Source organism: Allostigmatella hybrida, from assembly GCF_020103775.1.
Classification (GTDB): domain Bacteria; phylum Myxococcota; class Myxococcia; order Myxococcales; family Myxococcaceae; genus Hyalangium; species Hyalangium aurantiaca.
Map to the genome: position 1 here is coordinate 164893 of NZ_JAHXBH010000003.1, position 23640 is coordinate 188532.

At 70.4% G+C, this 23640-nt stretch carries 20 protein-coding genes; 7 read left to right on the top strand and 13 right to left on the bottom strand.

Going from position 1 to position 23640, the window contains the following annotated elements:
- Positions 1-4: 4 nt before the first annotated feature.
- From KY661_RS07795 to KY661_RS07805, 3 genes are all read left to right on the top strand, one after another.
- Positions 5-646, top strand: a complete 642-nt coding sequence (locus KY661_RS07795; RefSeq protein ID WP_075005222.1) for a sigma-70 family RNA polymerase sigma factor — start codon at positions 5-7, stop codon at positions 644-646.
- 71 nt (positions 647-717) lie between these two features.
- Positions 718-1545: an anti-sigma factor family protein gene (locus KY661_RS07800; RefSeq protein ID WP_225409605.1), complete on the top strand. Its 828-nt coding sequence runs from the start codon at positions 718-720 to the stop codon at positions 1543-1545.
- A gap of 197 nt (positions 1546-1742) precedes the next feature.
- A complete protein-coding gene (locus tag KY661_RS07805) occupies positions 1743-3536 on the top strand; it encodes a response regulator (RefSeq protein ID WP_225409606.1) in 1794 nt (597 codons plus the stop codon).
- Positions 3537-3563: 27 nt separating this feature from the next.
- On the opposite strand, the gene coaA is transcribed toward KY661_RS07805, so the two are convergent.
- From coaA to KY661_RS07845, 8 genes are all read right to left on the bottom strand, one after another.
- Positions 3564-4514, bottom strand: coding sequence for a type I pantothenate kinase (gene coaA, locus KY661_RS07810; protein ID WP_225409607.1), 951 nt, complete (start codon positions 4512-4514; stop codon positions 3564-3566).
- A gap of 4 nt (positions 4515-4518) precedes the next feature.
- A complete protein-coding gene (locus tag KY661_RS07815; RefSeq protein ID WP_225409608.1) occupies positions 4519-5652 on the bottom strand; it encodes a hypothetical protein in 1134 nt (377 codons plus the stop codon).
- Complete coding sequence (locus KY661_RS07820; RefSeq protein WP_225409795.1) at positions 5649-6419, bottom strand: type III pantothenate kinase; 771 nt, start codon at positions 6417-6419, stop codon at positions 5649-5651. Before KY661_RS07820 ends, KY661_RS07815 begins: the two co-directional genes overlap by 4 nt.
- Before the next feature lie 42 nt (positions 6420-6461).
- The gene (locus tag KY661_RS07825; RefSeq protein WP_225409609.1) at positions 6462-7472 is read right to left on the bottom strand and encodes a biotin--[acetyl-CoA-carboxylase] ligase; all 1011 of its coding nucleotides are present in this window, start codon (positions 7470-7472) and stop codon (positions 6462-6464) included.
- A 73-nt stretch (positions 7473-7545) separates the two neighbouring features.
- Positions 7546-8871: a homoserine dehydrogenase gene (locus tag KY661_RS07830; protein ID WP_225409610.1), complete on the bottom strand. Its 1326-nt coding sequence runs from the start codon at positions 8869-8871 to the stop codon at positions 7546-7548.
- Positions 8868-9473: a hypothetical protein gene (locus KY661_RS07835; protein ID WP_075005214.1), complete on the bottom strand. Its 606-nt coding sequence runs from the start codon at positions 9471-9473 to the stop codon at positions 8868-8870. Before KY661_RS07835 ends, KY661_RS07830 begins: the two co-directional genes overlap by 4 nt.
- A 4-nt stretch (positions 9474-9477) precedes the next feature.
- Complete coding sequence (locus KY661_RS07840; RefSeq protein WP_225409611.1) at positions 9478-10395, bottom strand: HEAT repeat domain-containing protein; 918 nt, start codon at positions 10393-10395, stop codon at positions 9478-9480.
- A gap of 48 nt (positions 10396-10443) precedes the next feature.
- Positions 10444-12402 carry an HTH domain-containing protein gene (locus tag KY661_RS07845; protein ID WP_225409612.1) on the bottom strand — a complete coding sequence of 653 codons (1959 nt, stop codon included), beginning with the start codon at positions 12400-12402 and terminating at the stop codon, positions 10444-10446.
- Positions 12403-12502: 100 nt separating this feature from the next.
- On the opposite strand from KY661_RS07845, the gene KY661_RS07850 reads away from it, so the two are divergent.
- Complete coding sequence (locus KY661_RS07850; protein ID WP_225409613.1) at positions 12503-14686, top strand: outer membrane protein assembly factor BamB family protein; 2184 nt, start codon at positions 12503-12505, stop codon at positions 14684-14686.
- A gap of 50 nt (positions 14687-14736) precedes the next feature.
- Here KY661_RS07850 and KY661_RS07855 read toward each other — a convergent pair whose 3' ends face one another.
- Genes KY661_RS07855 through KY661_RS07875 form a run of 5 tightly spaced genes read right to left on the bottom strand, consistent with a single transcriptional unit; the run spans position 14737 to position 19644 of the window.
- The gene (locus KY661_RS07855; RefSeq protein WP_225409614.1) at positions 14737-16314 is read right to left on the bottom strand and encodes a caspase family protein; all 1578 of its coding nucleotides are present in this window, start codon (positions 16312-16314) and stop codon (positions 14737-14739) included.
- Positions 16311-17108 (bottom strand): DUF4384 domain-containing protein, encoded by a 798-nt coding sequence (locus tag KY661_RS07860; protein WP_225409615.1) that lies wholly within the window; start codon positions 17106-17108, stop codon positions 16311-16313. Before KY661_RS07860 ends, KY661_RS07855 begins: the two co-directional genes overlap by 4 nt.
- Positions 17105-17605 (bottom strand): RNA polymerase sigma factor, encoded by a 501-nt coding sequence (locus tag KY661_RS07865; RefSeq protein ID WP_225409616.1) that lies wholly within the window; start codon positions 17603-17605, stop codon positions 17105-17107. The genes KY661_RS07860 and KY661_RS07865 overlap by 4 nt, the downstream gene beginning before the upstream one ends.
- 9 nt (positions 17606-17614) lie before the next feature.
- Entirely contained in the window at positions 17615-18313 is a 699-nt protein-coding gene (locus KY661_RS07870) for a hypothetical protein (protein ID WP_225409617.1), read from the bottom strand.
- Positions 18310-19644 carry a matrixin family metalloprotease gene (locus KY661_RS07875; RefSeq protein ID WP_225409618.1) on the bottom strand — a complete coding sequence of 445 codons (1335 nt, stop codon included), beginning with the start codon at positions 19642-19644 and terminating at the stop codon, positions 18310-18312. Before KY661_RS07875 ends, KY661_RS07870 begins: the two co-directional genes overlap by 4 nt.
- Positions 19645-19748: 104 nt before the next feature.
- Between KY661_RS07875 and KY661_RS07880 the strand changes: the two genes are divergently transcribed.
- The 3 genes from KY661_RS07880 (at position 19749) to KY661_RS07890 (ending at position 23634) form a co-directional block, all read left to right on the top strand.
- On the top strand, positions 19749-20837 hold the full coding sequence (locus tag KY661_RS07880) for a beta-propeller fold lactonase family protein (RefSeq protein ID WP_225409619.1): 1089 nt from the start codon (positions 19749-19751) through the stop codon (positions 20835-20837).
- Positions 20838-20986: 149 nt separating this feature from the next.
- The gene (locus KY661_RS07885; protein WP_225409620.1) at positions 20987-22795 is read left to right on the top strand and encodes a methanol/ethanol family PQQ-dependent dehydrogenase; all 1809 of its coding nucleotides are present in this window, start codon (positions 20987-20989) and stop codon (positions 22793-22795) included.
- Positions 22796-22812: 17 nt separating this feature from the next.
- On the top strand, positions 22813-23634 hold the full coding sequence (locus KY661_RS07890) for a substrate-binding domain-containing protein (RefSeq protein ID WP_225409621.1): 822 nt from the start codon (positions 22813-22815) through the stop codon (positions 23632-23634).
- Positions 23635-23640 lie beyond the last annotated feature (6 nt).

Consider the following 23640-nt stretch of genomic DNA (forward strand, 5'->3'; position numbering starts at 1 on the left):
GGACATGTTGGACTTCAGGCAACCGAATCGGACGAAACAGGAATTCGAAGAGCTGGCCCTGGCCCATCTCGACCCGCTCTACTCGGCCGCCCTGCGGCTGACCAAGAACGAGCGCGATGCGGAAGACCTGGTGCAGGACACCTGCATGCGGGCCTACCGCTTCTTCGACAAGTTCGAGCGTGGCACCAACATCAAGGCTTGGCTCTTCAAGATCCTCACCAACACCTTCATCAACCGCTACCGGCGCAAGGTGAAGGAGCGCACCGTGGTGGAGGGGGTGGAGCGCGAGGCGGTCCACGAGCGCTTCGTCAGCCGGGACGCGACGGACTTCGCCGCCAACCCCGAGCAATACTTCTTCGACCGGCTGCTGTCGGATGATGTGCTCCGGGCCATCGACTCGCTGCCCATCGACTTCCGGCTGGTGGTCATCCTCGCGGATTTGCAGGAGTTCTCCTACAAGGAGATCGCCGAGATCCTCGAGTGCCCCGTGGGCACGGTGATGAGCCGCCTGTTCCGGGGCCGCAAGCTCCTGCAGAAGACGCTGCGCGAGTACGCCGAGGGCCAGGGCGTCTTCCGTCATGACGGAGAGCCCGTGAAGGCCCCCGCGGATCTCGAAGAGTACCGTCACAGGAAGAAGACGGGGTAGTAAGAGGTTGACGGGCCCAAAGGCATTTTTGCCCAGGGCCCGTCACCCGGTGGCCCTCTCCCAGAGCGCTCATGACCTGCCAGGAACTCGATCGGTTGCTCTACCCGTACCTCGACGGCGAGTTTCAGCCCGAGGAGCGGATTGAAGTCGAGACCCACCTCGCCGAGTGTGAGGCCTGCACCGGGCGGGTCGAAGAGGAGACCGCCATCCGGCAGGCCCTCCGGCGCGCGGCGAACCTCTCCGTCCGGTCACAGCGGGCCCCTGAGTCCCTCCGCGCTGGAATTCAGCTGGGAATGAAACAGGAGCACCGCCGCGCCCAACAAGTCCAGTGGCTGCGCATGGGGGCGGCGGCCCTGGTGGTGGCGGCGGTCGGCGGCGCCTGGGTGACGACCCGCCCCGAGGAGCGCCAGCGGTTCGTGGAAGACGCGGTCCGGCGCCACTCCAAGCAGCTGCCCTTCGAGATCGCCAACGTGGCCCCCGAGCACGTGGAGGCCTGGTTCGACGGGAAGTTGGATCACCCGGTCCCCGTGCCCCGCCTGCGCAACGTGAGCCTCTCCGGCGCGCGCATCTCCAACATCAAGGACCGGCCGGCCGCCTACATCAGCTACGAGACGCAGCCCGCCAAGGAAGGCGAAGAGGGCCGCCGCATCGGCGTCTTCGTCTTCGACGATGCGCGGCAGGACCTGGATGCCGAGGCGTTGCCCGCCGTGCAGGTGGACTCGAGCAACGGCTACAACGTGGCCGTGTGGCGCGAGGGCGAGATCGTCTACGAGCTGGTGTCCGATCTGGACGAGGCGGACATCCGCAAGATGCTGCAGGAGAAGGAGCTGCGCCTGGGCAACGTGCCGCACCCCCAGACGCCGTCCGTGCCCATCCTCCCCGCGTCCCACGTGCCGTAGCCCCTCGGACGCGGGTGTCTGGCTGCCCTCCAGGCGACGGCTTGTGACAGGCCTGTTGCGGAGGCGCCCGGACGCCGGGCCCGATCATTGACGGTCCCCACGCTGGCCGATAGCCTCGTTGAAGATTTTTCCCGTCGCCCGCCATCGCCTGTGCGAGGCCTTCCGCGTGCGCCGCTTCCAGGTCGGGCCGTCCGTCCATGTCCAAGAGAATTCTGATTGTCGAAAGCGACACCACCCTTTCCGCGGCCTTGCGCGAGGCCCTGGACTCCCGGGGCTTTGGGGTGGACGAGACGGCCGACGGCAAGAGCAGCGTGGAGCAGATCCGCCGGGACCGCCCGGACCTGGTGGTGCTGGCGGTGGATCTGTCCGGCGGCCAGAACGGCTACCTCATCTGCGGCAAGCTGAAGAAGGACGACGATCTCAAGAACGTCCCCATCGTCATCATCGGCAACCCGGACGGCTTCGCCGCCCACCGCAAGCTCAAGGCCCACGCGGACGAGTACGTGGCCAAGCCCGTGGACACGGAGCTGCTCGTGGAGCGCGTGGGCGCGCTCATCGGCTTTCCGGACACGGTGATGGGCGAGGTGGTGGAGAACGAGGGCCTCACGCTCGATGGCCTGGCCGATGAGCCCATGTCCGAGGACGAGCCCATCGTCAGCGAGGAAGGCGCCGAGGAGATCGCCGTCGAGGAGTCCGCCAGCTCCTCCGGCGAGGACCTGGACATGCTCGATGAGGCGTTCAACGACATGTCCGATGGGGGCCTCTCCGCCTCCGAGGAGCCCGTCGTGGCGCCCGCGGACACCGAGGGCGAGGAGGATCTCTCGTCCCTCGACAGCCTCGGCATGGACACCGAGTCCGCCCTCGACTCCCTGGGGGACGACGAGCAGGACGAGAAGACCCAGATCGGCTTCCTCTCGCCCGTGGAGCCCGAGCCCGAGCGGCCCGCGCCCAGGGCCCCTCCCCCGGCCCCGCCCCCTCGCGCCGCCACCCCCGTGGCACCGCCCCCGGCCCGCGCCGCCCCCACGGCCCCCGTGACGTCCGCGGCGGATGCCGCCGAGCTGCGCACCCTGCGCGCCCGCGTCGCGGAGCTCCAGAGTGCCCTCTCCGATGCCCAGTCCCAGGCCTCCTCGGCGGAGGGCCGGGTGCAGGAGCTGGAGTCCCAGCTGGAGACGCAGTCGACGGAGCTGGAGACGGCCCGCGCCTCCGCCGGCAAGAACGACAAGGACACCTTCGCGCTGCGCGATGCGGTCAACAAGAAGGACAAGGAGATCCTCCGGCTCAAGAGCGAGCTGAACCTCCGCGAGCAGGAGAAGGACCGGGAGATCTCGCGCCTCAAGGCCGAGCTGTCCCAGAAGGAGCACGACTTCGTCGAGCTGCAGGACAAGCAGCTCGAGCTGGAGCGGCAGTCCACCGACTCCGCCGCGGAGCTGGCGCGCCGGGACGCGCAGATCAAGACGCTGACCACCAAGGCCGATCAGCTCACCGCCGACCGCAGGAAGGTGGACCAGCAGCTGCTTGCCGCCAAGGAGGAGGCGCGCGGCGCCACCTCGAAGCTCACCGCCCTGCAGGCCGAGGTGGATGCGCACCAGGAGCAGCAGAGCGCCACCCAGGCGGAGCTGGAGGAGCTGCGCGGCCGGTCCGATCAGCTCGAAGCCGCGCACCAGGCGGCCCAGGGCGAGGCCGACGAGCTGCGCGGCCAGCTGGAGGCGGCTCAGCAGGAGACGAACGAGGTGCGCGCCCAGCTCGAGCAGGCCCAGGCGGAGCTCTCCAGCCAGGCGGCCCAGGCGGCCGACGAGGCCGAGGGCCTGCGCAAGCGCATCACCGAGCTGGAGGAGGCCGCGGTGCGCAGCGAGGATCGCGTCACGAAACTCTACTCGCGCATCAAGAACGACGAGAAGCTGCGCGAGCGCGCCAAGAAGGCGCTGGGCATCGCGCAGCAGCTCCTGGAGGAGCCTGCCTCCTCGCTGGACGCGGACGAAGCTGCGGCCTGAGCGGGCGGCCCTCGCAGGCCGCGTCCTTCAGAGTTTGCGCATCCGGATGCGGCTCACCTTGTGGTCGGGCCCCTTGGCCAGGATGAGGCGTGCCCGGGAACGGGTGGGCGCGATGTTCTGCGCCAGGTTCGGTCCGTTGATCTCCTCCCACAGCGTCTCGGCCCGGGCGATGGCCTCCTCCCGCGTCAGCTTCGTGAACGAGCGGAAGAAGGACTTCTCGTCGTGGAAGGCCGTGTCCCACAGCCGCAGGAAGCGGTTGACGTACCAGCGGCGGATGTCCTGCTCGTTGGCGTCCACGTAGATGGAGAAGTCGAAGAAGTCGGACAGGAAGATGCGCGGCATGGCATCGGCATCCGTGGGCCCCGTCTGCAGCACGTTGAGCCCCTCCAGGATGAGGATGTCCGGCTGGCGGATCGTCTTCACCTCATCCGGAATGATGTCGTAGATGTGGTGCGAGTAGATGGAGGTGGTGACCTCGGGCCGCCCGGACTTCAGCTCGGCCAGGAAGCGCACCAGGGCGCGCCGGTCGTAGCTCTCGGGGAAGCCCTTGCGCTTCATCAGGCCGCGCTTGGTCAGCACGCTGTTGGGAAACAGGAACCCGTCGGTGGTGACCAGCTCCACGCGCGGGTGGTCCGGCCAGCGGGCCAGCAGCGCCTGGAGGATGCGCGCCGTGGTGCTCTTGCCCACCGCCACGCTGCCCGCGATGCCAATGACGAAGGGGACCTTCTGGGCGAACCCGCCCAGGAAGGACTGCTGGGCGGCCCACAGGTTCTGCGTGCCGGCGACGTAGAGGTTGAGCAGGCGCGAGAGCGGCAGGTACACATCGACGACCTCGTTGAGGTCGAGCTGCTCTCCCAGGCCCCGCAGCCCCTCGATTTCCTCCTCCGAGAGCGGCAGCGGCGTGGCGGCGCGAAGGGCCCGCCACTCCTCCCGTCCAAAATCGACGAACAAGGACGGGCTCGAGCTCGAGGTGAACATCCGCTCAGCCCCCCTCCTTCTTGGGTGCCGTCTTCTTCTCCAGCAGCTTCTTGGCGAAGCTCTGCACGCCCTGGGGGACGTTGCGGTCGCGCGACAAGTCCTTCAGCTCCGTGTCCCGCAGCGAGTTGAGGAACTTCATCACCACCGTGAGCGGCACCTTGGGGTTCTTCACCAGGGCCAGCTTGATCTTCAGGTTCTTCGTCCACTCCCGGTTGCCATAGATGATGCGCAGCACCTCGTCGTTCGCGGCCTTGTTCCCGGCGGACAGCAGCACCTCACCATCGGTGATGCGGGGGCTGCGGATGACCGCCGTGCACACCAGCTTGTTCGAGTCCCGGATCAGCGCCGAGCGGGCTTCCTTGTTCCCCAGCGTCGCCAGTTTGATCTTCTCCGAGATGCTCATCTTCAGGATGCGCTGGGAGAGCGTCAGGCGCTTGCCCTCCTCCAGGGGCGCCTCACCCTCCGCCTTGTCCTCCTCCTTGAACTCCTGCATCACCTCCTCGGCCGTGGGGCCGGGGTCCGGCGGGGCCGCCACCGCCTGGGGGCCAAAGAGGCGCACCCGGGCCGCCTGCATCTGCGGAACGTCCGCCAGCATCAACCCGCTGCGGACCGCGAAGTCACACACCGAGTCGATGAGCGCCCCACCCACCTGGGCATTGACGCAGAGGTTGCGGATGATGTTCTCGTGGCGCAGGAGCCGCAGCTGGTTCTGGCCGATGATCTCCGCCACCTTGGGGCTGCAATCCCGCGCCACGTCGGCCACCGCCTCGTCGGGCGTGGTGGGGTTGAGCACCAGCATCTCCGCGTAGACGTCCTTGCCGCGCAGCAGCCCCAGGAACCAGCCCAGCACCGGCGCCTGCACGCCCTCGTCCCGGAGCCCGGAGCCCAGAATCCGGTCCGGCAGCCCGGCGGCCGTCTTGGGCGCCGTGTCGCGCACCGCCTGCTCCGTGTCGAACGTGAGCATGTACAGCACGCCCAGCATGTCCGAGGGGTTGAGCGGCACGAGCCCCTTGGCCGCCATCATCCGCAGGGGCACCGGCGCGGCCAGATCCACGTGCTTGCGCATGTTGGGCGGAAGGAACTCCGCATTGAAGGGACAGCCCGGAGGGGCCTCGGGAACAGGGGCAGCAGTGGTCATGTCGCGTAGTTCCTTCCGTAAATGATGCGCAGCCCCTCGAGCATGAGGAGCTCGTCCACGTCCTGGATGACCTTCGACTCGCCCGCCACCAGGGGAGCCATCTCCCCGGTGGCGATGATCTTCGCGGGGAAGCCCAGCTCCTGCCGCATGCGCTCGCACATGCCGTCGGCCATGCTCACGAAGCCGTAGACGAGGCCCGACTGCATGGCGTGCACCGTGTTGCGGCCCACCACGTGCGGGGGCCGGGCGAACTCCACCCGGGGCAGCTTGGAGGCATTCTGGAAGAGCGCCTCCATGGAGATGGAGATGCCGGGGCAGATGGCGCCCCCCAGGTACTCGCCCTTGGGCGACACCGCGTCGAAGGTGGTCGCCGTGCCAAAGTCCACGACGATGAGCCCGGCGTGGTGCTTCTCGAAGGCCGCCACCGCGTTGACGATGCGGTCGGCGCCCACCTGGCGCGGGTTGTCATAGAGGATGGGCATGCCCGTCTTCACGCCCGGCCCGACGAACACCGGGGCCGTCTTGAAGTAGGTCTCGCTCATCTTCTCCAGGGTGGACTGGAGCGGCGGCACCACGCTGGAGACGATCACCGCGGACACATGGCCCGCGTCGATGCCGCTGCCAGCGAACAGCTGGCGCACGAGGGCGCCGGACTCGTCGGCGGTGCGGCGGGCACGGGTCTCCAGGTACCAGTGCGCCAGGAGCTTGCGCCCCTCGAACACGCCCAGGACGGTGTTCGTGTTCCCGACGTCGATGGCGAGCAGCATCACGCCACTACTCTAGCGCGAAGGCCGGCCGCGGGGGCGGCTTCAGGCGCCCGCCTTGCGCCGGGGCCGCAGCTGCTCCACATCCCCCGCCAGGACCCGCTCGAGCACGCCGCCGGCCGTGCGCACCAGCAGGGCCCCCGACGCATCCACATCCTCCGCCCTTCCCTGGAACTCCAGGCGGGCGGTGCGCACCAGCACGTCCTGGCCCAGCGTGCAGGACAGCTCCTTCCAGCGCTGACGCACGGGGCCGAAGCCCACCTCCTGGTGCCGGGCCAGCCACTCCTCCAGCCGCAGCCACAGCGCCGCGGCGAAGGCGGCCCGGGGAACCGGCCGGCCAAGCTCCAGGGCCACCGAGGTGGCCGTCTCCTGGAGCTCCTCGGGGAAGTGCTCCCGCTGGGAGTTGAGGTTCACGCCGACGCCCAGCACCACGAAGTGCACGCGCTCGGGCTCGGCGGACAGCTCCGTGAGGATGCCCGCCACCTTGCGCCCGTTGATCTGCACGTCATTGGGCCACTTGATGGCGGCCTCGGCCCCGGCCTCGCGCAGCGCCTCCGCCAGCGCCACGGCCGCCACCAGCGTCAGCTCCGGGGCGTGCTGCGGGGGCAGCTCCGGCCGCAGGATGGCCGAGAAGTAGAGGTTGAGCCCCGGCGGAGACACCCACGCCCGGCCCCGCCGCCCCTTGCCGGCCGTCTGCTGCTCGGCCACCACCACCTCGCCATGCTCCGCGCCCTCGTGGGCGAGCCGGAACGCCAGCTCGTTCGTGGAGGCCAGCGTGCCGTGGCAATGCAGGGTGCGGCCCAGCTCCCGGGTGGTGAGCAGGGGGTTGAGCTCCAGCGGCGTCAGCCGGTCGGGCACCTCCACCAGCCGGTAGCCTCGCGCGGGGATGGCCTCGATGCGGTAGCCCTTGCCGCGCAAGCCCTCCACGTGCTTCCACACGGCGGTGCGCGACAGCCCCAGCTTGCTGGAGAGCGCCTCCCCGGAGGTGAAGTCCTCGCCCCCTTCGAGCAAGAAGCCCAGGATGAGTTCTTCCTGCGTCTCGGACGTTTCGGGCATCGGGGCAGCCTCGGGGGTCGAGTTGCCCGCAGGGTACGGAGGGCTCCCCCGCCGTGCAACCCGGCCGGCCTGCCTACCCGCCCGCCCGCAGCACCCCGGGCCCTTCCTCGATGCGGATGACCTGGGTGGGCGCCCGCGTGCTCTTCAGCGCGTCGATCCACTGCACCGCGGCCTGTATGTCCTGCTCGCGGGTGGTGTGCGTGAAGACGACAATGGTGGCGTGCGGATCCTCGGGGCGGGCCGGGCGCTGGAGCACGGAGGCCAGGCTCACGCCCTTCTCGCCGAGCACGGTGGCGATGCGGCCCAGGACGCCGGGCTCGTCGCTCACGGAGAAGCGCAGGTAGAAGGGCCCCCGCCGCTGGACGGAGGGCACGCGCGGCGCCTCCTGAAGGTAGGGCGGGCAGAGCATGGGCAGCCTGCCGGAGACCCCCGCCAGCAGGTTGCGGCAGATGTCGATGGTGTCCGCCACCACCGCACTGCCGGTGGGCAGCGAGCCCGCCCCCAGCCCGGAGAACAGCGAGGCGCCGAGCGCCGCCGACTGGAGCAGCACCGCGTTGAAGGCGCCGCGCACATCCGCCAGGGGGCTCGCCGACGGGATGAAGGCCGGGTGGACCCGCACGTCCAGCCCCTCGGAGGAGCGCTGGGCGATGGCCAGGAGCTTGAGGACATAGCCCGCCTCGCGCCCCAGGCTGATGTCCACCGGCAAGAGCGAGGTGATGCCCTCCACGTGGACATCCTGCGGCGAGACGCGCGTGGCGAACGCCAGCGAGGCCAGCAGGCAGAGCTTCTGCGCCGCGTCCATACCGCTCACGTCCAGGGTGGGGTCTGCCTCCGCGAACCCCAGCTTCTGGGCCTGCGCGAGCGCATCCCCGTAGGCCGCCCCCTCATCGGCCATGGCCGAGAGGATGAAGTTGGTCGTCCCGTTGACGATGCCGTGGATGGAGGAGACCCGGTCCGAGGCGAGCGCCTCGCGCAGGGTGCGGATGATGGGGATGCCGCCGCACACGGCCGCTTCGAAGTGCAGGTCCACGCCCCGGGCGAGGGCCTGGGAGAAGAGCGCCTCGCCGTGCGCGGTGAGCAGGGCCTTGTTGGCGGTGACGACGTGCCGCCCCGAGGCGATGGCGCGCTCCAGGTACTCGCGCGCGGGCGACAGGCCGCCCATCACCTCGACGACCACGGCCACTTCGGGGTCGGCGAGGATCGGCTCGATGCTCCGGGTGACGATCTCGGCCGGGACATCCTCGGGCCGGGCCCTGCCCTCCTCCCGCACGAGGATGTGGCGCACGCGCACGCGCGCGCCCAGGCGGCGCTCGATGTCCCGGGCGTGGTCCGCGAGGATCCGGTACGTGCCCAGCCCGACATTGCCCATGCCCAGCAGCGCGATGCCGATCTCTTTCATTCGCTCCTCCCTGCACCCGGCGGGGGCGGCTTCACCTCGTACGCGAGCAGCTCCAGCCACGTCTGCGGAATGCGCTGCCCCTGCCGCTCCGCCTCCACCTGGATGCGGACCAGCCCCACGCCCGCGGCGAAGGTGAGCGTGTTGACGAGCGTGGTGTCCGCATCCACGCGGTTGCGCGCCTCGACCTGGACGCAGTCCGGGAAGGTGCCCGCTGGGACTTCGCAGGGGCTGCCCGCCCAGAGGATGCGGTAGCGCTCGGTGGAGGAGACCGACACCACGTTCGTCCACGAGTGGCCCGCCTCGACGGGGCCCCGCAGCAGGTAGCGCTTCTGGTCCCGGACGCCGAAGCTGTCCACGGTGAGCTGGCTGTTCCGGTTGTCGATGAAGTAGCCGTCCTCCTCACCGGTGATCTTCACCTCCACGCGCTTGTCGTCCCGGCCATTGAGCCGGTACGTCCAGGCATTGCCCACGGCGAGGGGGTAATAGGCGGCCAGCGAGGCAGGGCCCGGGGAGGGCTCCTCCGCCGCGACCCGCTTGGCACAACCGCTCCAGACCAGGGCCGCGGACACCAGCGCCCAGCCCCCAACGAGAGAGACCTTCATACGTTCAATGGTTCGCGGGGGACAGCGTCCCACGCGCCTCCGGTGAGCCGTGCTTGCGTGATGCGTGAAGCGTTTCCAGGGCCTGTTGCGCGGCGGCCTGGATGGCGGGCTGATCATGCCCCTCCGCCACGGTGTAGAGGTACGCCTCTGCCTCGCTGCCGCCGATCTCCCCCAGCGCGAAGACGAGCTCCTGCAGGAAGCCCACCTCCTTGCCCCGGGACAGATCGATGAGGGCCGGCACGGCGGCCGGGGCGCGCATCTCCACCAGTGCTCCGATGGCCTGCCGCACCGAGGTGGCGTCACTCGACTTGAGCTGTTCGATGAGGAGGGGCGCCGCTGCCGGGTGGCGGCGCTCGGCCAGCGTGCGCAGGGCGAACTCGCGGACCCGTGAGTCCGACGACTGGAGATCCTGCACGAGCGCGCCGCTGTCCCGCTCCAGCGAGGAGAGCTGGAGCTGCGCCAGCTCGGTCACCTGCCGGAGCGCGGCGTCGAGCGAGGCCCGCAGGGCCTTGCGCCGGGCCTCGGGCGTCTCCGCGGTCACCCGGGTCTCTCCCAGGCCGACCACCTCGTAGCGCTCGGGGAGCTCCCCGCCGAAGCGCTCCAGCACCAGCGTGGCGCCCACCTCGGCATAGGTGTGCTTGCTGTCGTCCTTGAGGATCTCCCGGGTGAAGGGCAGCTCCAGCGTCAGCCGCCACGGGCGCACCTCACCGGCCTTCTTCTCCTGGAGCAGCTCGAAGCGCTTGCTGCCCTGGAGGGCCTGCTGGAAGAGCTCCCGGATCTGATCGGGCTCCAGCGCGAGCTGGGCGTTGTCCGTGACCGTCTCTCCCGACAGCCGGACCTCCCCCACCGGGTAGCGGGGCGCCTGGGAACGGCAGGCGCCCAGCAGCAGGAGACCGGTGGTGAGGAGCAAGAACGGCTTCATGACCCCCTCACCGTACCTCACTCCCCCCCTGCCCGTCCCCGCGAACCGTTAGCTCGGGTTCCCCTCGGAAGTGCCTCCCTCGGAAGAGCCCTCCTCGGTGGGCGGGGCAGGCGGCGGCTCCGCAGCAGCAGGTGCCTCCCCAGCAGGCTGGGGTGCCTCTCCAGCAGGCTGTGGGGCCTCCCCAGCAGGCTGGGGTGCCTCCTCCGCAGTCTGCAGTGCCTCTGCGGCCACGGCGGCGGCCTCAACGGCAGCCACGACGCCCACGGCAGGCGCTCCCTCAGGAGCCGCCTCCCCTGCCGGCGCCGCCTCCCCTGCCGGCGCCGCACCCGGGGCGCCTGCCTCGGGCTTACTGCCACGGCCCCGGCGCCCACGGCGGCGGCGGCGGCGGCGCTTGCGCTCGGACGGGGAGCCGCCCTCCGCGGAAGCGCCTCCCTCGGGGGTGCCTCCCACGAAGGCACTCGCGGCCTCGAGATCCTCATCGTCCCCTTCGTCGTCGCCCTCCTCGCCCTGCTCCTCGTCCTCCGGGGGCGGCGGGGGCGGCACCGCGGAGAGGCTGCTCTCGCGCACCTCCACCTCGATGGGCTTGGGCTCCTCGGCGAGGTCCTGCTCCTTGTCCTCTTCGGACTCCTCGGCACGGCGGGAGGAGGTCTCCTTGCCGCCCGGCTCGCCCTTCTGCTTCTCGCGCTGACGCTCCTCGCGCCGGCGCTGGGCCTCGTCGGCATCGAGCTTCGCCGCCTCGAAGAAGCGCTCGTCGATGTCGAACAGCTCCACCTGGGTGATGGACACCGCCGTCTTCGCCTCGAGGAACTTCTCGCCGAGCGCGTCGCCGCACCACAGCATCACCAGCGCGCCGCTGGCCTGCGCCTCGGTGCGCGCATCGCCGCGCGCCTCGCCCGCGCTCACCAGCAGGCCCACCTGCGCCGAGTAGTGGCCCAAGTCCCTGCGCAGCTCCTGCACCATCTTGCGGTCCACGGTGGAGGTGCCCTTGAGCAGCCGCACCGCGTAGCGCAGCTCCACGCTGCCCTCGCGCTTGCGCGCGGTGAGCAGGGGGCCTTCCTTGGAGCGCTTGGCGACCTTCAGCTCCCGGAAGTGCAGCGCGTGCATCATCTTCACGACGGACTTCTCGAACGTGCCCACCTCCAGCTCGCCCAGGCGCTTGCGCAGGCCCCGCGCCACCGTGCGGCGCACGTCCTTGAGCGCCGTCTTGAGCGTGGCCAGCTGCGCCGGGTCCACCAGCGTCTCGGCAGCTCCCGCGGCGGCCGCGGGGCGCGCGAGGAGAGGCCGTCCCCCCTCCAGGGGAATGCCCAGGGCCGCGGCGAACGCCGCCTGCAGCTCCAGGGGAGGCGCCTCGCTGGGCGAGCCCGCGCGCTCCAGGCTCACCTCGCTCGACTGCTTGTTGAAGGAGAACTGGGGACGGCGCCCCGCGTCGATGCGCCGCTGGTTGTCCTCCAGGAGCGCGGTGAGCACCGCCTCCACGGTGATGTCCTCGGGGGCCAGCTCCCGCGTCCGGGCGCGCTCGATGAGCTGCTCGGCCCGCAGGCCCGCCTCCGCCTCGCTGAGGATCTCGAACACCACCTCCGGCAGGGGCGGGAACCGGCGCTTGCGGCCACCGCGCTCCTCCTCGTCCTCCCGGCGGCGCTTGCGCTCGCTGCCCCGGCCCGTGGCCCGCACGTTGTCCGTGCGCGGCTCGGGGTGGCGCTCCACGGGACGCAGCGGCGGCAGATCCTCTTCCGGGTTCGGCTCCACCACCCCGGTCTGTGCCAGTGCTTCCAGATCCTCCTGCAAAGCCCAGTCCACCAAGGCAAACGTGTCCTTGGAGGTCACGACCACCTTGCGATCCCGCGTCCGCCGTGCCATCGCGGCCAGCCGCGACAGCATCGTGATTTCTGGCGTCTTTCCAACATGGGACAGGAGGTTCTGAGCGATGGACTTCTCGGTAATTTCGAGAAAGTGGAGGGGACGACCTTCGCTCTCCAGGATTCGGAGCGCGGCCTCGTAAAATGTCATCGAGTATTCCCCAAGAATTTCAGACGGTTACAAAAATGTAGGTCCGTATGGGCGGCGGATGCTAGCCACCTGTATTCTGGCTTGTCAACGAAGGGAACGGATGACCCGCTTTCGTCTTGGACAGCGCTGGAAGCGCGAACCCTCGGCTCCGCCGTTGGATTCCATCGCCTTGGAATTGGATGGCGTCAACCTTCTTTCTGGGGCGGTGGAAGAACCGCTCGTGGAAGTGGTGTCCGCCCTGACGCGCGCGGCGGCGGCTTTGCACTCCGGAAAAGAGGGGCTGGTCCAGGTGTCCCTGGTGGAGGCCGGGCTGGAACTGGTGATGCGGCGCACCGGGACCGAGGTGGCCCTGTCCGTGGCGAGCCTGGGGCGCCCGGCGCGGCTGCTGCGGCCGCCCGTGCGGGTGGACCTGGAGGAACTGGCCGAGGCTGCGCGGGAGTGCGGCCGGGGCTTCCTGGCGGACCTCACCCGGGTGGCCCCCGGCACGCTCTCCACCCCCCCGGCCCGGGAGTTGAAGGAGGCCCTGCGCCAGCTCAGCGGCCCGGGGGTGGTGCAGAAAGCGCCCCGCCCCGAGCCCTTCGTCCGCCGGGTGGAGCCCCCGGAGACGCCCGGCTTCGGCTTCGAGCTGAAAGACGCCACGGACCTGCTGCGTTCCCGGGGAAAGGACCCGGGCGCGGCCCTGGGAAGCCTGCTGTGCGCGGGCGAGGTCTGGCTCTCCCTGCCGGGCCAGCCCACGGCGTGGCGGGCTCCGGGCCCTCCTTTCCTCACCGCGCTGGAGCTGTCCCGGCAGGCGGTGGAGCTGGCCCGGGCGGTGGAGCTGGGCGAGCCCCGCTTCTCCCTGGAGCTGGCCGGGGTGAAGCCGGGGCTCTCCCTGGAGCTGGCCGCGGGGCGGGGAAAGCTGGGCGCAGGCGCCGCCTTCGAGGTGAAGGGCGAGGCGCTGGTGGCGGCGATGTTCCACCTGGGGCAGTCGCTGGCGCTGGCCCTCTCGGAGCGTGAGCGCACCCAGGTGTCGAACCCCTATCTGGTGGAGCTGACGGACCGGTGCCGGGAGGGGCTGTCGCACCTGCGCGAGGCCGTTCCCCCTTCTGAAGGCGAGGCCCAGGCCCGGGGACGGGGGCGTGCGGCGGGCACGGGCAAGCCCCTGCCGGTACCCGGGCGCCTGCGCCGCTTGCGCTTCGAGAAGCGCTGGTCGCAGAAGGGGCTGACGGGCGCGGAGTTCGGCCAGCTCCACCTGGGGCGCCAGGAGGCGGTGTTCTGCTCGCGGGAGATGGCCTGCGCCGTGTCCCGCAAGGATGGGGAGATCCTGTGGCGGCGGGCCTCGAGCCATGGCGTGGCGGCGACGGCGGATGGCCACGTGGTGACGGCGGACCTGGACCGCGTCCTTGGCTTCATGGGCTCGGGCCCCAGCGCCCGGTGGCTGCACGACCACGACGGGCTGACGCTGGGGCCGCAACTGGTGCGCCAGGACGGACTGCTCATCACCCTGGCGGAGGACCGGACGGTGCTCGCCTACGCGGAGGTGACCGGCCGGGAAATCTGGCGCCTGGCGCCGCCGCGCACCCAGCGCAGCTGGCTGGCGATGCAGGGCCACCGGGCGATGCTGGCCACGGACTCGGGCTACCTGTACGGGCTGGACATCACGGATGGGCAGGTGCGCTACCGGATGCGGGCGCCTCAGCCCTTCCACGGCACGCCGGTGCCCTGGGGCAAGCACTTCGTGGCGCTGCTGGGGCGGGGCTCGCACCACGCGCTGTTGATGGCGGATGCGCACTCCGGAGACGTGGCGTGGACGCGTGAGTTCCACCTGGCCATGCCCTCGGCCCCACTGACTTCACGCACGCGCCTGTACGTCGCCGGGGAACGGGACCGCGAGGGTGTGCTGCTCTGCCTGGACGCGAAGGGCAAGCTCCTGTGGGAGCGCGCGCTGCACCTGGGCACGGGCCCCTATGCGCTCGCCGCGCTGCCGGGCGCGGTGCTGGTGACTTCCGCCAGCGGCGCGGCGGCCCGGGTGGAGACCTCCGGCGAGCTGAGCTGGCGCGTGGGTGCCGTGGGAGAGGCCCTCCCCGCCGCCCTGCCCGCCCGGACCTCGCGCGGCGTCACCCTCCTGGCCGGCGATCAGGTGCGCGCCGTGGATCCCAAGGGAGGCCAGGTGCTGGGCCAGGTGCGCGCGGGGGCCGGACTCGTCGCGCTCCAGGTGGATGCACGGCTCGGCCTCTACCTGCTGGACGACAGCGGGACCCTCAGTGCTTACCGGCTCGTGTCTCACTTCACCGTCGTGGATTGAGGCTGGACGCGCGGAGCCCGCCCACCTCGTGAAGATGCTCGAGTAAGCGCTCAAAGCGCCCAGTGCAACGCCATGCGCCACTGGGCGGAAGGCAGCAGCTCCGCCCTGCCATCGTACCGGGGCGTCCGCATGACGCCCGCGGTGCCCTCCACCCCCACCCGGAGCGGCTCCGCCAAGGGGTACGTCACGGACGCGAACGGCCCCACGCCCGGAATGAGCCCCCAGCGCCGGGGCTCCTCGATGCCGAAGAGCCGGCCGGCCTGTTCCGCATCCACCCGTGTAAAGGACTGGGACACCCACGTCCCACGGCCCTCCGCCCCCACCGTCACCTCCACGGGCCCCAGGGGAAACGGGAAGCCCACGCTCAGGGAGGCCTGCACTCCGGTCTGGACCAGGTAGAGGTCTTCCCACTCCCTCCGGGCGCGCGTGAAGCCCAGCCGCGCGCCCACCAGGGCCCGTGACCACCGGCGCCGCACCCCCACTTCCGCGAAGTGCTCCGGGCCCAGGCCCCGCACCGAGCCCGAGGACAGGGCATACCCGGCGCTCAGGGCCCACGGGCGCAGCACCAGCGGCGCGCCCCCGCGGAGACGGGCGTGCTGCCGGGGCACGCTCAGGAAGCCAGCCCGGGTCAGAACCCGCTCCGCGTTCCAGCCCAGGAGCACCTCGGCCGCCTCGGCGAACGCGCCCTCGGGGCGAACCACTTGGTAGCGGCCAGGCCGCACCGCCAGCCGCAGGACCTCGCCCCGGGACTTGCGCACCTCCGCCACCAACCCGTTCTGCGGGTCCGTGACCCAGAGGCTGCCCTCCACGTCCTCTCCGAGCACCAACTGGGCCCCGAGCCGCGCCGGGCGCGCCAGCACCCACTCTCCCCAGCCCTTCAGGCGGATGTCGAAGCTCGGATGCTGGAGCCCCGCCCCTCCCTGGGTGGAGCTGGCCAGCGTGTGGCGCCAGGTGTACGCGTAGAGTTCCGCCAGCGTGACGGCCCCATCCCCGTTCCCATCCGCCAGTCCGCGCAGCGCCGCCAGCAGGTGGTGCGTGAAGAGCGAGCCCCGCAGGGCGGACCACTCCTGGGCGGGCTCCCCCTCCCCCGCTGACCGGAGCACCACCATCCCCTCCACCTGGGCGGGGACCTCCAGTTGCACGGGAACCTCCGCGGCGCGAGGCATGCCTCCCTTGGCACGGGTCCGCACCGGCGTCCGGCACGCATCGAGGAGGGCCACCCGCAGCGTGGCCGGTGTGTCCTCCAGTACCTGGGTCAGCTCCGCGAGGGGGAGCTTCGTGCCCTCCAGGTGCAGCGACTCCTCATCCGCGTGGGCGGACGCATAGAAGATCAACGTGCCGCGCCCCCGGGGACGCGCCTGGGCCAACAACCGCTGAGCCCTGGACAGCGCGCTCCGGACCGCCTCCGCGCCCCCTTCCGTCACCAGGAAGGCATTGCCCGGGGCCACCTGGCCCGCCTCCCGGATCAGCTCGTGAAAGCGCCGGGCGTCCGCCTCCGCGTAGTCGAGGGCCGCCTCCTCCTTCAGACCGATGTTGCTGCCCACCACCACCGCCACCCGCAGCGCCTCTTCACCCTGGGCCGAGGAGGCTCCGGAGCACAGCAACACCGCCAGCAGCCATCCCCTCATCTCGCCTCCTTGACGTGGACATGTGACGCCGATGGAACCGGCAGCCCGGGATCCTCGAACCTCAAGCCCCCCGCCCTCTCGAAGGCCTGGCGCACCGAGGCCTCGACCTCCTGGGCCTCCAGCGGCGTGGGGCTGACAAACACCATCACCCGCTCTTCGCCCTGCACGTCATCCAGGACGACACTGCCCGGCAGAACATGCTCGCCAGGCTCCAGGGCCACCGCGTGCGCGCTGTCCGCGGGGTAATAGCGGGTGAACTGCCCCGCCTCGTCCAGGTTGGCGATGAAGACGTAGCCCCGCTCCGGCAGCACCACCCGGAAGCGCAAGACGTCTCCCTCGCGCAAGGGCATGCCCTCCGGGAAAGCCACCGCGGGCTGTCCCTCGCGGCTGACGAGCACCTCCCAGCGCACCGGGGCCGCGCCCTTGTATCGAATGGACGCGGGCCCGCTGGAGGCACCGGGCCCGGGAAGCGCGCCCTGAAGCGCCAGGGCAACGAGCGCCAGCGCGGGCACCATCGCCAACGCCCACAGCCTGGGGCGCTCCCACCAGGACGGACGTGCGGTCTGCTCCAGCACCCGGGCAGCGAAAGCCCGCGCGGGACGGGCCTGTAGGAAACGGGCACGTTCTTCTCGCAAGGCCGCGATCCGGGCCTGGCAGGCCGCACAGGCGCTCACGTGGCGCGCAGGCTCGGAGGCCCGGAGCGCTTCCCCGGGCGCGAAGGCCAGCTCGTCGAGAACCCGCCCCGGAGGGTGGCCCGCCTCACGGGAGGCACGCAGGGCATCGAAGCGGTTCATCCCGTTCCTCGCTGGGGCCGCCCGCCCGACAGCAGCCGGAGGGCCACCTCCTTGAACTGGGCCAGCCGCTCCTTCACCGTCTTGCGTGAGCACCCCAGGTGCTCGGCCACCTCTTCCTGCGTCAGCTCATCCAGGTAGTAGAGGACGGCGGTGTCCCGCACGCGCTCCTTGCAGGCCGCGAGCACCTGGCCGAAGAGGTACATCTGTTCCGGTGTCTCCGGGGCCACGGCCTCCTCCGAATGGGGCACCTTCCCCTCCTCCGTGGACACGTGCCGCGCCCGGCGGCTCAGCAGGTCCATGCAATGCCGGTCCGCGATGCGGTAGAGCCAGGGCAGCGGCTGCCCGTCCCGGAGGGTGTGCGCGTAGCGCCAGGCGCGCAGGAAGACCTCGTGCAAGGCATCATCCGCCTCGGCCTCGGACTGGAGCAAACGGACGCACCGCCGATGCACGGCATACCCATACAACGCATACCATTGCTCGATCGCCGACGCGTCCATTGCGCTCGCTCACGGACACACTTGCCGGGCGCCCTCCAGCGTCAAGGAGGTGGAGTCCGCCGGGAGTGATCGGAGCGAGGCCCCTCCCTCGGGAGAGAGACCTCCCTGCAGAAGGCTGAATCCCAGCGGCAGCCTCCCGGGCCACTGCCGCCAGATGCCCTCGCGCTCGCGTGGCAGTTCTCCATCCATGAAGAGCACGGCCATGCCCGAATCGAGGGACGTGGCCATCACGCGCTCGGGTGAGCCCTCCTCCGGCGCCAGGTCCAAGCGGCCGTTGCGATTGGCATCCTGGAAGGAGAGGACCCATCCGAGGGCCAGACGCCCCTGTCCTCCCTGGGACGCCAACACATGCTGGGCCGCCGGAGGCGGAACCGTGGACAGGGGCAGCACGAAGTTCACCGGGAAGTGCTCCTCATGAGGCACCGGCTGCAGGAGGGCGCCCTGCTCCAGGCCACACGCGCTGTTCCCGGCCAGCAAGGCCACGGAGAGTTCCTCCAGGGAAGACAGCCCCGGGGCCCACGCCAGGGCCATCGCAGTGGGGCCCCGGCCCGCATCCAGGGGGGCTCGCAGCTGTCCATCCAGGACCGCCACCGGATCGACGCGGTACGTCTCATCCGCCAGGCCGTACTCCCCACAGCCCCCCGTGCCCTGCGCCAGGAGTCCCCATCCCAGCGCCATCCCCCCCGCGCGTGCGCCCCGAAAGTTCATGGCGTGCTCCGGCTCCGGCGGCGCCTCAGCACCAGCAAGAGCCCTCCCGCCACCAGGGCCGGCATTCCTCCGCCCGTGGCCACACCGCACCCCGAGTCGCCGGGCCGCAACGGCTGCTCCTGGACTTGCTGGCCGCAGTCCACCGCCGGGGCACCGCTGGGATAAATGGTGCACAGGGCCTGTTGAGAGCCCTCATCGAGGGTGAGCCGGGGAGGCTCGCCGGGCGTCACCGTGGCGTACATCGTCGAGCGCGAATCGGGCGAGTGGTCCAACCCCAGCGCGTGACCCAGCTCGTGCGTCACCACCGCCTGGAGGGACAGGGGGCTGTTGGGCACGAAGGCCCAGGGGGCGAGTTCGATGTCCGCGTCGAGCACTTCACCACTGGGCATCCGGAAGGTAACCGTCGTCAGCGCCAGGGTCTCCGCGTGGTGTTCCCAGCAGTCCGGCTCCTCCGGCTGCGTACAGGTCCGGTCCCGCAGGACGATGATGTTCTCGTTCGTTCCCCCGGGGCTGTAGCCCACCTGCCGCGAGGAAGTGGCGGGTCCATCGGCCAGCCGGAGGCTCGCACACGCCACGAGGGCGTCATCCCAGCGCTTCAGGGCCAGCGCCACCGCCGCCTGGCGGGCCGCGCAGTCCGGCTCCCCCGGCATGCAGACCTGCTGATGAAACGTGAGCGTGCTGCCCCCAGGCCACCACAAGCAGTGCTCCTCCCCGGCCCCAGGCTCCTGAGGCACACGGGTTCTAACGAAAGGCACCGGCCCATCTTCCCCGGGAGAGGACTGAAAGGGCTGGAGGGCCGGGGAGGCCTCCGCTGCCGCCACCGCGAGCACCTCACTCCGAAGCGTCTGGAGGTCCACCGTCCTCGGCGCCGGGGAAACGGGCTGGAGCGACAGCGGATCGATCAACTGCAAGTCCGCCGCGAGCATTGAAGTGGCCTGCACACGGCCGTCCGGCGCGGAGCGAAGCACCCGGAAGCTGCCCTGGGACAGCCCCACCAGATGGGGGCCCTCGCTCCCCTGCTTCAGGAAGACCACCACCTCCTCACCGGGAGCGAACGCGGGCGCGCCGCTGACGTGCTGGCGGATGCCGCCCAGGGTGCCGCCCGGCAAGAGCACCTGGACCGAGGGGGGCGTCACGGTGCCCTTCAGCACCTCCCCCACGGACACCTCGACGGTGGTGACGAGGCGCCCCGTACCGGGAATCCAGCGGGGCTGGGTGCGCAGCACCTGGCCCTGGACCACCCAATCCGCCCCCTGGGTCAGGGCGGGCACATCCAGCGCCATCTGGGTCGAGGCCCAGGCAGCAGGGGTGAACAGCAAGAAGGCCACCATCCACAGGGGCCTCCACGGCAATCTCGGCAGGGAAAATGTGTTCATTTCCTCCAGGACCGGCGCAGCGGCGAAATTGGGCACCCCTTTTTTGATAGGGGCACGCCATGCACCCTGGACGCTTCCACGTGTGGGCCCGCCTCTGCCTTCTTCTTGGGCTGTGCCTCACCACCTCCTGCGGCGGTTGCGGCCGTGGCACGTCAACCCCTGCCCTGCCTTCGGCGCCGCGGGTCTACGTCAGCAACGAAGAGTCCAATGACATCTCGGTCATCGACCCCGCGACAGACCAGGTGGTGGCCACCGTGTTCGTCGGCAAGCGCCCCCGGGGAATCCGGCTCAGCCCGGATGGACAGACGCTCTACGTGGCGGTGAGCGGCTCCCCCCGGGCCCCGCCGGGGGTGGACGAGAGCACCCTGCCACCTCCAGACCGGAGCGCGGATGGCATCGCCCTTGTAGACATCGCGTCCCTGAAGCTCGTGAAGACGCTGGAGAGCGGAGACGATCCGGAGGCGTTCGACATCACCCCGGATGGCCGGTTCCTGTACGTCTCCAACGAGGACGCGGCCCAGGCCTCCATCGTGGACCTGGCCTCGGGCCAGGTGACGCACACCGTGAAGGTGGGCGGAGAACCCGAGGGGGTCACCACGCGGCCCGACGGCCAGGTGGTCTACGTCACCAGCGAGGAGGACCATCAGGTGTATGCCATCGACACGCGGAGCCATGAGGTGGTGGCCCGCATCCCCACCGGAGACCGGCCCCGCTCCGTCACCTTCACCCCGGACGGAGCCCGCGCCTTCATCACCGCGGAGTTCGGCCGCACCGTGACCGTAGTGGATGCCCAGCGGCACCAGGTCCTCTCCACCCTGCCCATCGAGCGGCCCTCGGCGCGGCCCATGGGCACCGCCCTCTCCCCCGATGGGCGGACGCTGTACGTCACCCATGGGCGCGGCAAGTCCGTCTCCTTCATCGACGTGGCGCGCCTGGAGGTGGTCCACACCGTGGAAGACGTGGGGACCCGGCCATGGGGCGCTGGCGTCTCGCCCGATGGCCGCAAGCTCTACACCGCCAACGGCCCCTCCAACGACGTCTCGGTCATCGATACCGGAACCGGGCAGGTGCTCAAGCGGATCGCCGTGGGCAGCTCACCTTGGGGGATCGCCGTCTCCCACGTTACAGGTCACGCCTCCCGTCCATGACCTGTCAGGTAGACAACGGCCCGCATTGTACTTCGGTACTACCCCCTCGCCTTCTGCGGCGTGGGCCCTAGCCTGCGGCCCGCATGACTTTCCCCCCCCGGCAGGGTTTGGCCTCCTGGCGTCCTCGTCCGCTTGCGAACCTTCTGACGGTGCTCCTGGTCGCGCTCCTGGTGGGCTGTAAGGACAAACCCGCGCAGCCCCCTGCCCCTTCGGGCGCGAAGAGCCCTGCCTTCGACAAGGCGCAACAAGGCGCTTCGGTGGCCGCCGAGGACGACGGCCAGTGGCTCATGGCCGCGAAGAACCACGCCAACACCCGCTTCAGCGGCCTTGGGGACATCCACACCGGCAACGTGAAGGATCTCAAGGTGGCGTGGACGTACTCCACCGGCCTGGTGCGCGGGCACGAGGCGGCCCCCCTCGTGGTGGGGGGCACGATGTACGTCGTCACCCCCTATCCCAACCACCTGGTCGCCCTGGATCTCACCCAGCCGGGCGCTCCGATGAAGTGGGTCTACGAGCCGCGCCCCTCCCCCGCGGCGCAGGGGGTGGCCTGCTGCGACGTCGTCAACCGGGGCGCGGCCTATGCCGAGGGGCGCATCTTCTACAACACGCTCGACAACCACACGGTCGCCGTGGACGCGGCCACGGGCAAGGAGCTGTGGAAGACGAAGCTCGGTGACATCAACAAGGGCGAGACGATGACCATGGCGCCGCTGGTGGTGCGCAACAAGGTCATCGTCGGCAACAGCGGCGGCGAGCTCGGGGTGCGTGGGTGGGCGGCGGCGCTGGACACCCAGACGGGCGCCATCGTCTGGCGGGCCTACAGCACGGGGCCGGACAGCGAGGTGCTCATTGGCCCGAACTTCAAGCCCTTCTACACGCAGGACCAGGGCAAGGACCTGGGCGTCAGCACGTGGCCCCCGGACCAGTGGAAGATCGGCGGCGGCAACGTCTGGGGGTGGATCTCGTACGATCCGGAGCTGGACCTCCTCTATTACGGCACCGGCAACCCGGGGCCGTGGAACCCGGAGCAGCGGCCCGGCGACAACAAGTGGACGTGCGGCATCTTCGCGCGCAAGCCCGATACCGGCGAGGCGGTGTGGTTCTACCAGTGGAGCCCGCACGACCTGTACGACCACGACGGCATCAACGAGGCCATCCTCACGGACCTCACCCTCAACGGCCAGCCGCGCAAGGTGCTCATCCACCCCGGGCGCACCGGCTACATGTACGTGCTGGACCGGGCGACTGGGGAGGTGCTCTACGCCGTTCCCTTCGCGCACATCACCAGCAGCCACGGCGTGGATCTGAAGACGGGACGGCTCCTGCCCGCGAAGGAGAAGGCCCCGGGCATGGGCCGGACGGCGCGGAACATCTGCCCCGCGGCCCCGGGCGCGAAGGACTGGTCGCCGGCGGCCTACTCGCCGCAGACAGGCTTCGTCTACATCCCCGCCCTCAACCTCTGTGAGGACTCACAGGGGTTCGAGGCCAACTACATCGCCGGGACGCCCTACGTTGGCACCAACGTGCGGATGTACGCGGGGCCCGGCGGGCACAAGGGGGAGTTCATCGCCTGGGACGTGCTGAACGCCAAGAAGGTGTGGAGCATCATCGAGCCCTTCCCCGTCTACAGCGGGGTGATGGTGACGGCCGGGGATGTGGCGTTCTACGGGACGATGGATGGGTGGTTCAAAGCCATCCACGCGCGCTCGGGCCAGGAGCTGTGGAAGTTCAAGGTGGGCTCCGGAATCATCGCCCAGCCCATCACGTACCGGGGGCCAGACGGCAAGCAGTACGTCTCCGTGCTCTCCGGCGTGGGCGGCTGGGCCGGCAACATCGTCGTCAACGAGTTGGATCCCCAGGACCAGACGGCGGGCAAGGGCTTCGCCAACGCCATGCGGGACCTGCCCAAGCACTCCACCAAGGGCGGCATGCTCTACACCTTCAGCCTCCCCTGAGCCGGCGAGAACACCCCATGCTCTCCCTGCTCCTCGGAGTCTCCCTTCTGCTGGGCGCCAGCCCTTCCCCCGCGCCCACGGCCCCCCTGGCCCCGGGGGCTCCTGCGGGGCGGGTGTTGCGCGTGTGCGCCGACCCCAACAACCTGCCGTTCTCCAACCAGCGCCAGGAGGGGCTGGAGAACCGGCTCGCCGAGCTGCTGGCGCGCGAGCTGAAGGCCTCCGTGCAGTACACCTGGTGGGCCCAGCGCCGCGGCTTCATCCGCAACACCCTCAAGGAGGGCCTGTGCGATGTGGTGCTCGGCGTCCCGGCGGACTTCGAGCTGGCCCTCACCACGAAGCCCTACTACCGCTCCACGTACGTCTTCGTGTCCCGCAGGGACCGCAAGCTGAAGCTCCACTCCCTGGATGATGCGGCGCTGCGCACGCTGAAGATTGGGGTCCACCTTGTCGGAGACGACATGGCGAACACGCCCCCGGCGCACGCGCTGGCCCGGCGAGGCATCGTGGACAACGTCGCCGGCTACACCCTCTATGGCGACTACACCCAGGAGAACCCTCCCGCACGGCTCATCGAGGCGGTCCGCCAGGGGGACGTGGATGTGGCCATCGTCTGGGGCCCCCTGGCGGGTTACTTCGCCAAGCAGGCCGGTGCCGCGCTGGAGCTCTCACCCGTGACGCCCCAGAAGGACACCGCCACGGGGCTGCCCTTCGTCTTCGACATCTCCCTGGCGGTCCGCCGGGGAGACAAGGCCCTCAAAGCGGAGCTGGAGACCGTGCTCGCCCGCAAGCGCCGGGAAGTGGACGCGCTTCTGGCCGAGTACGGCGTGCCGCGCCCGTAGGCTTCC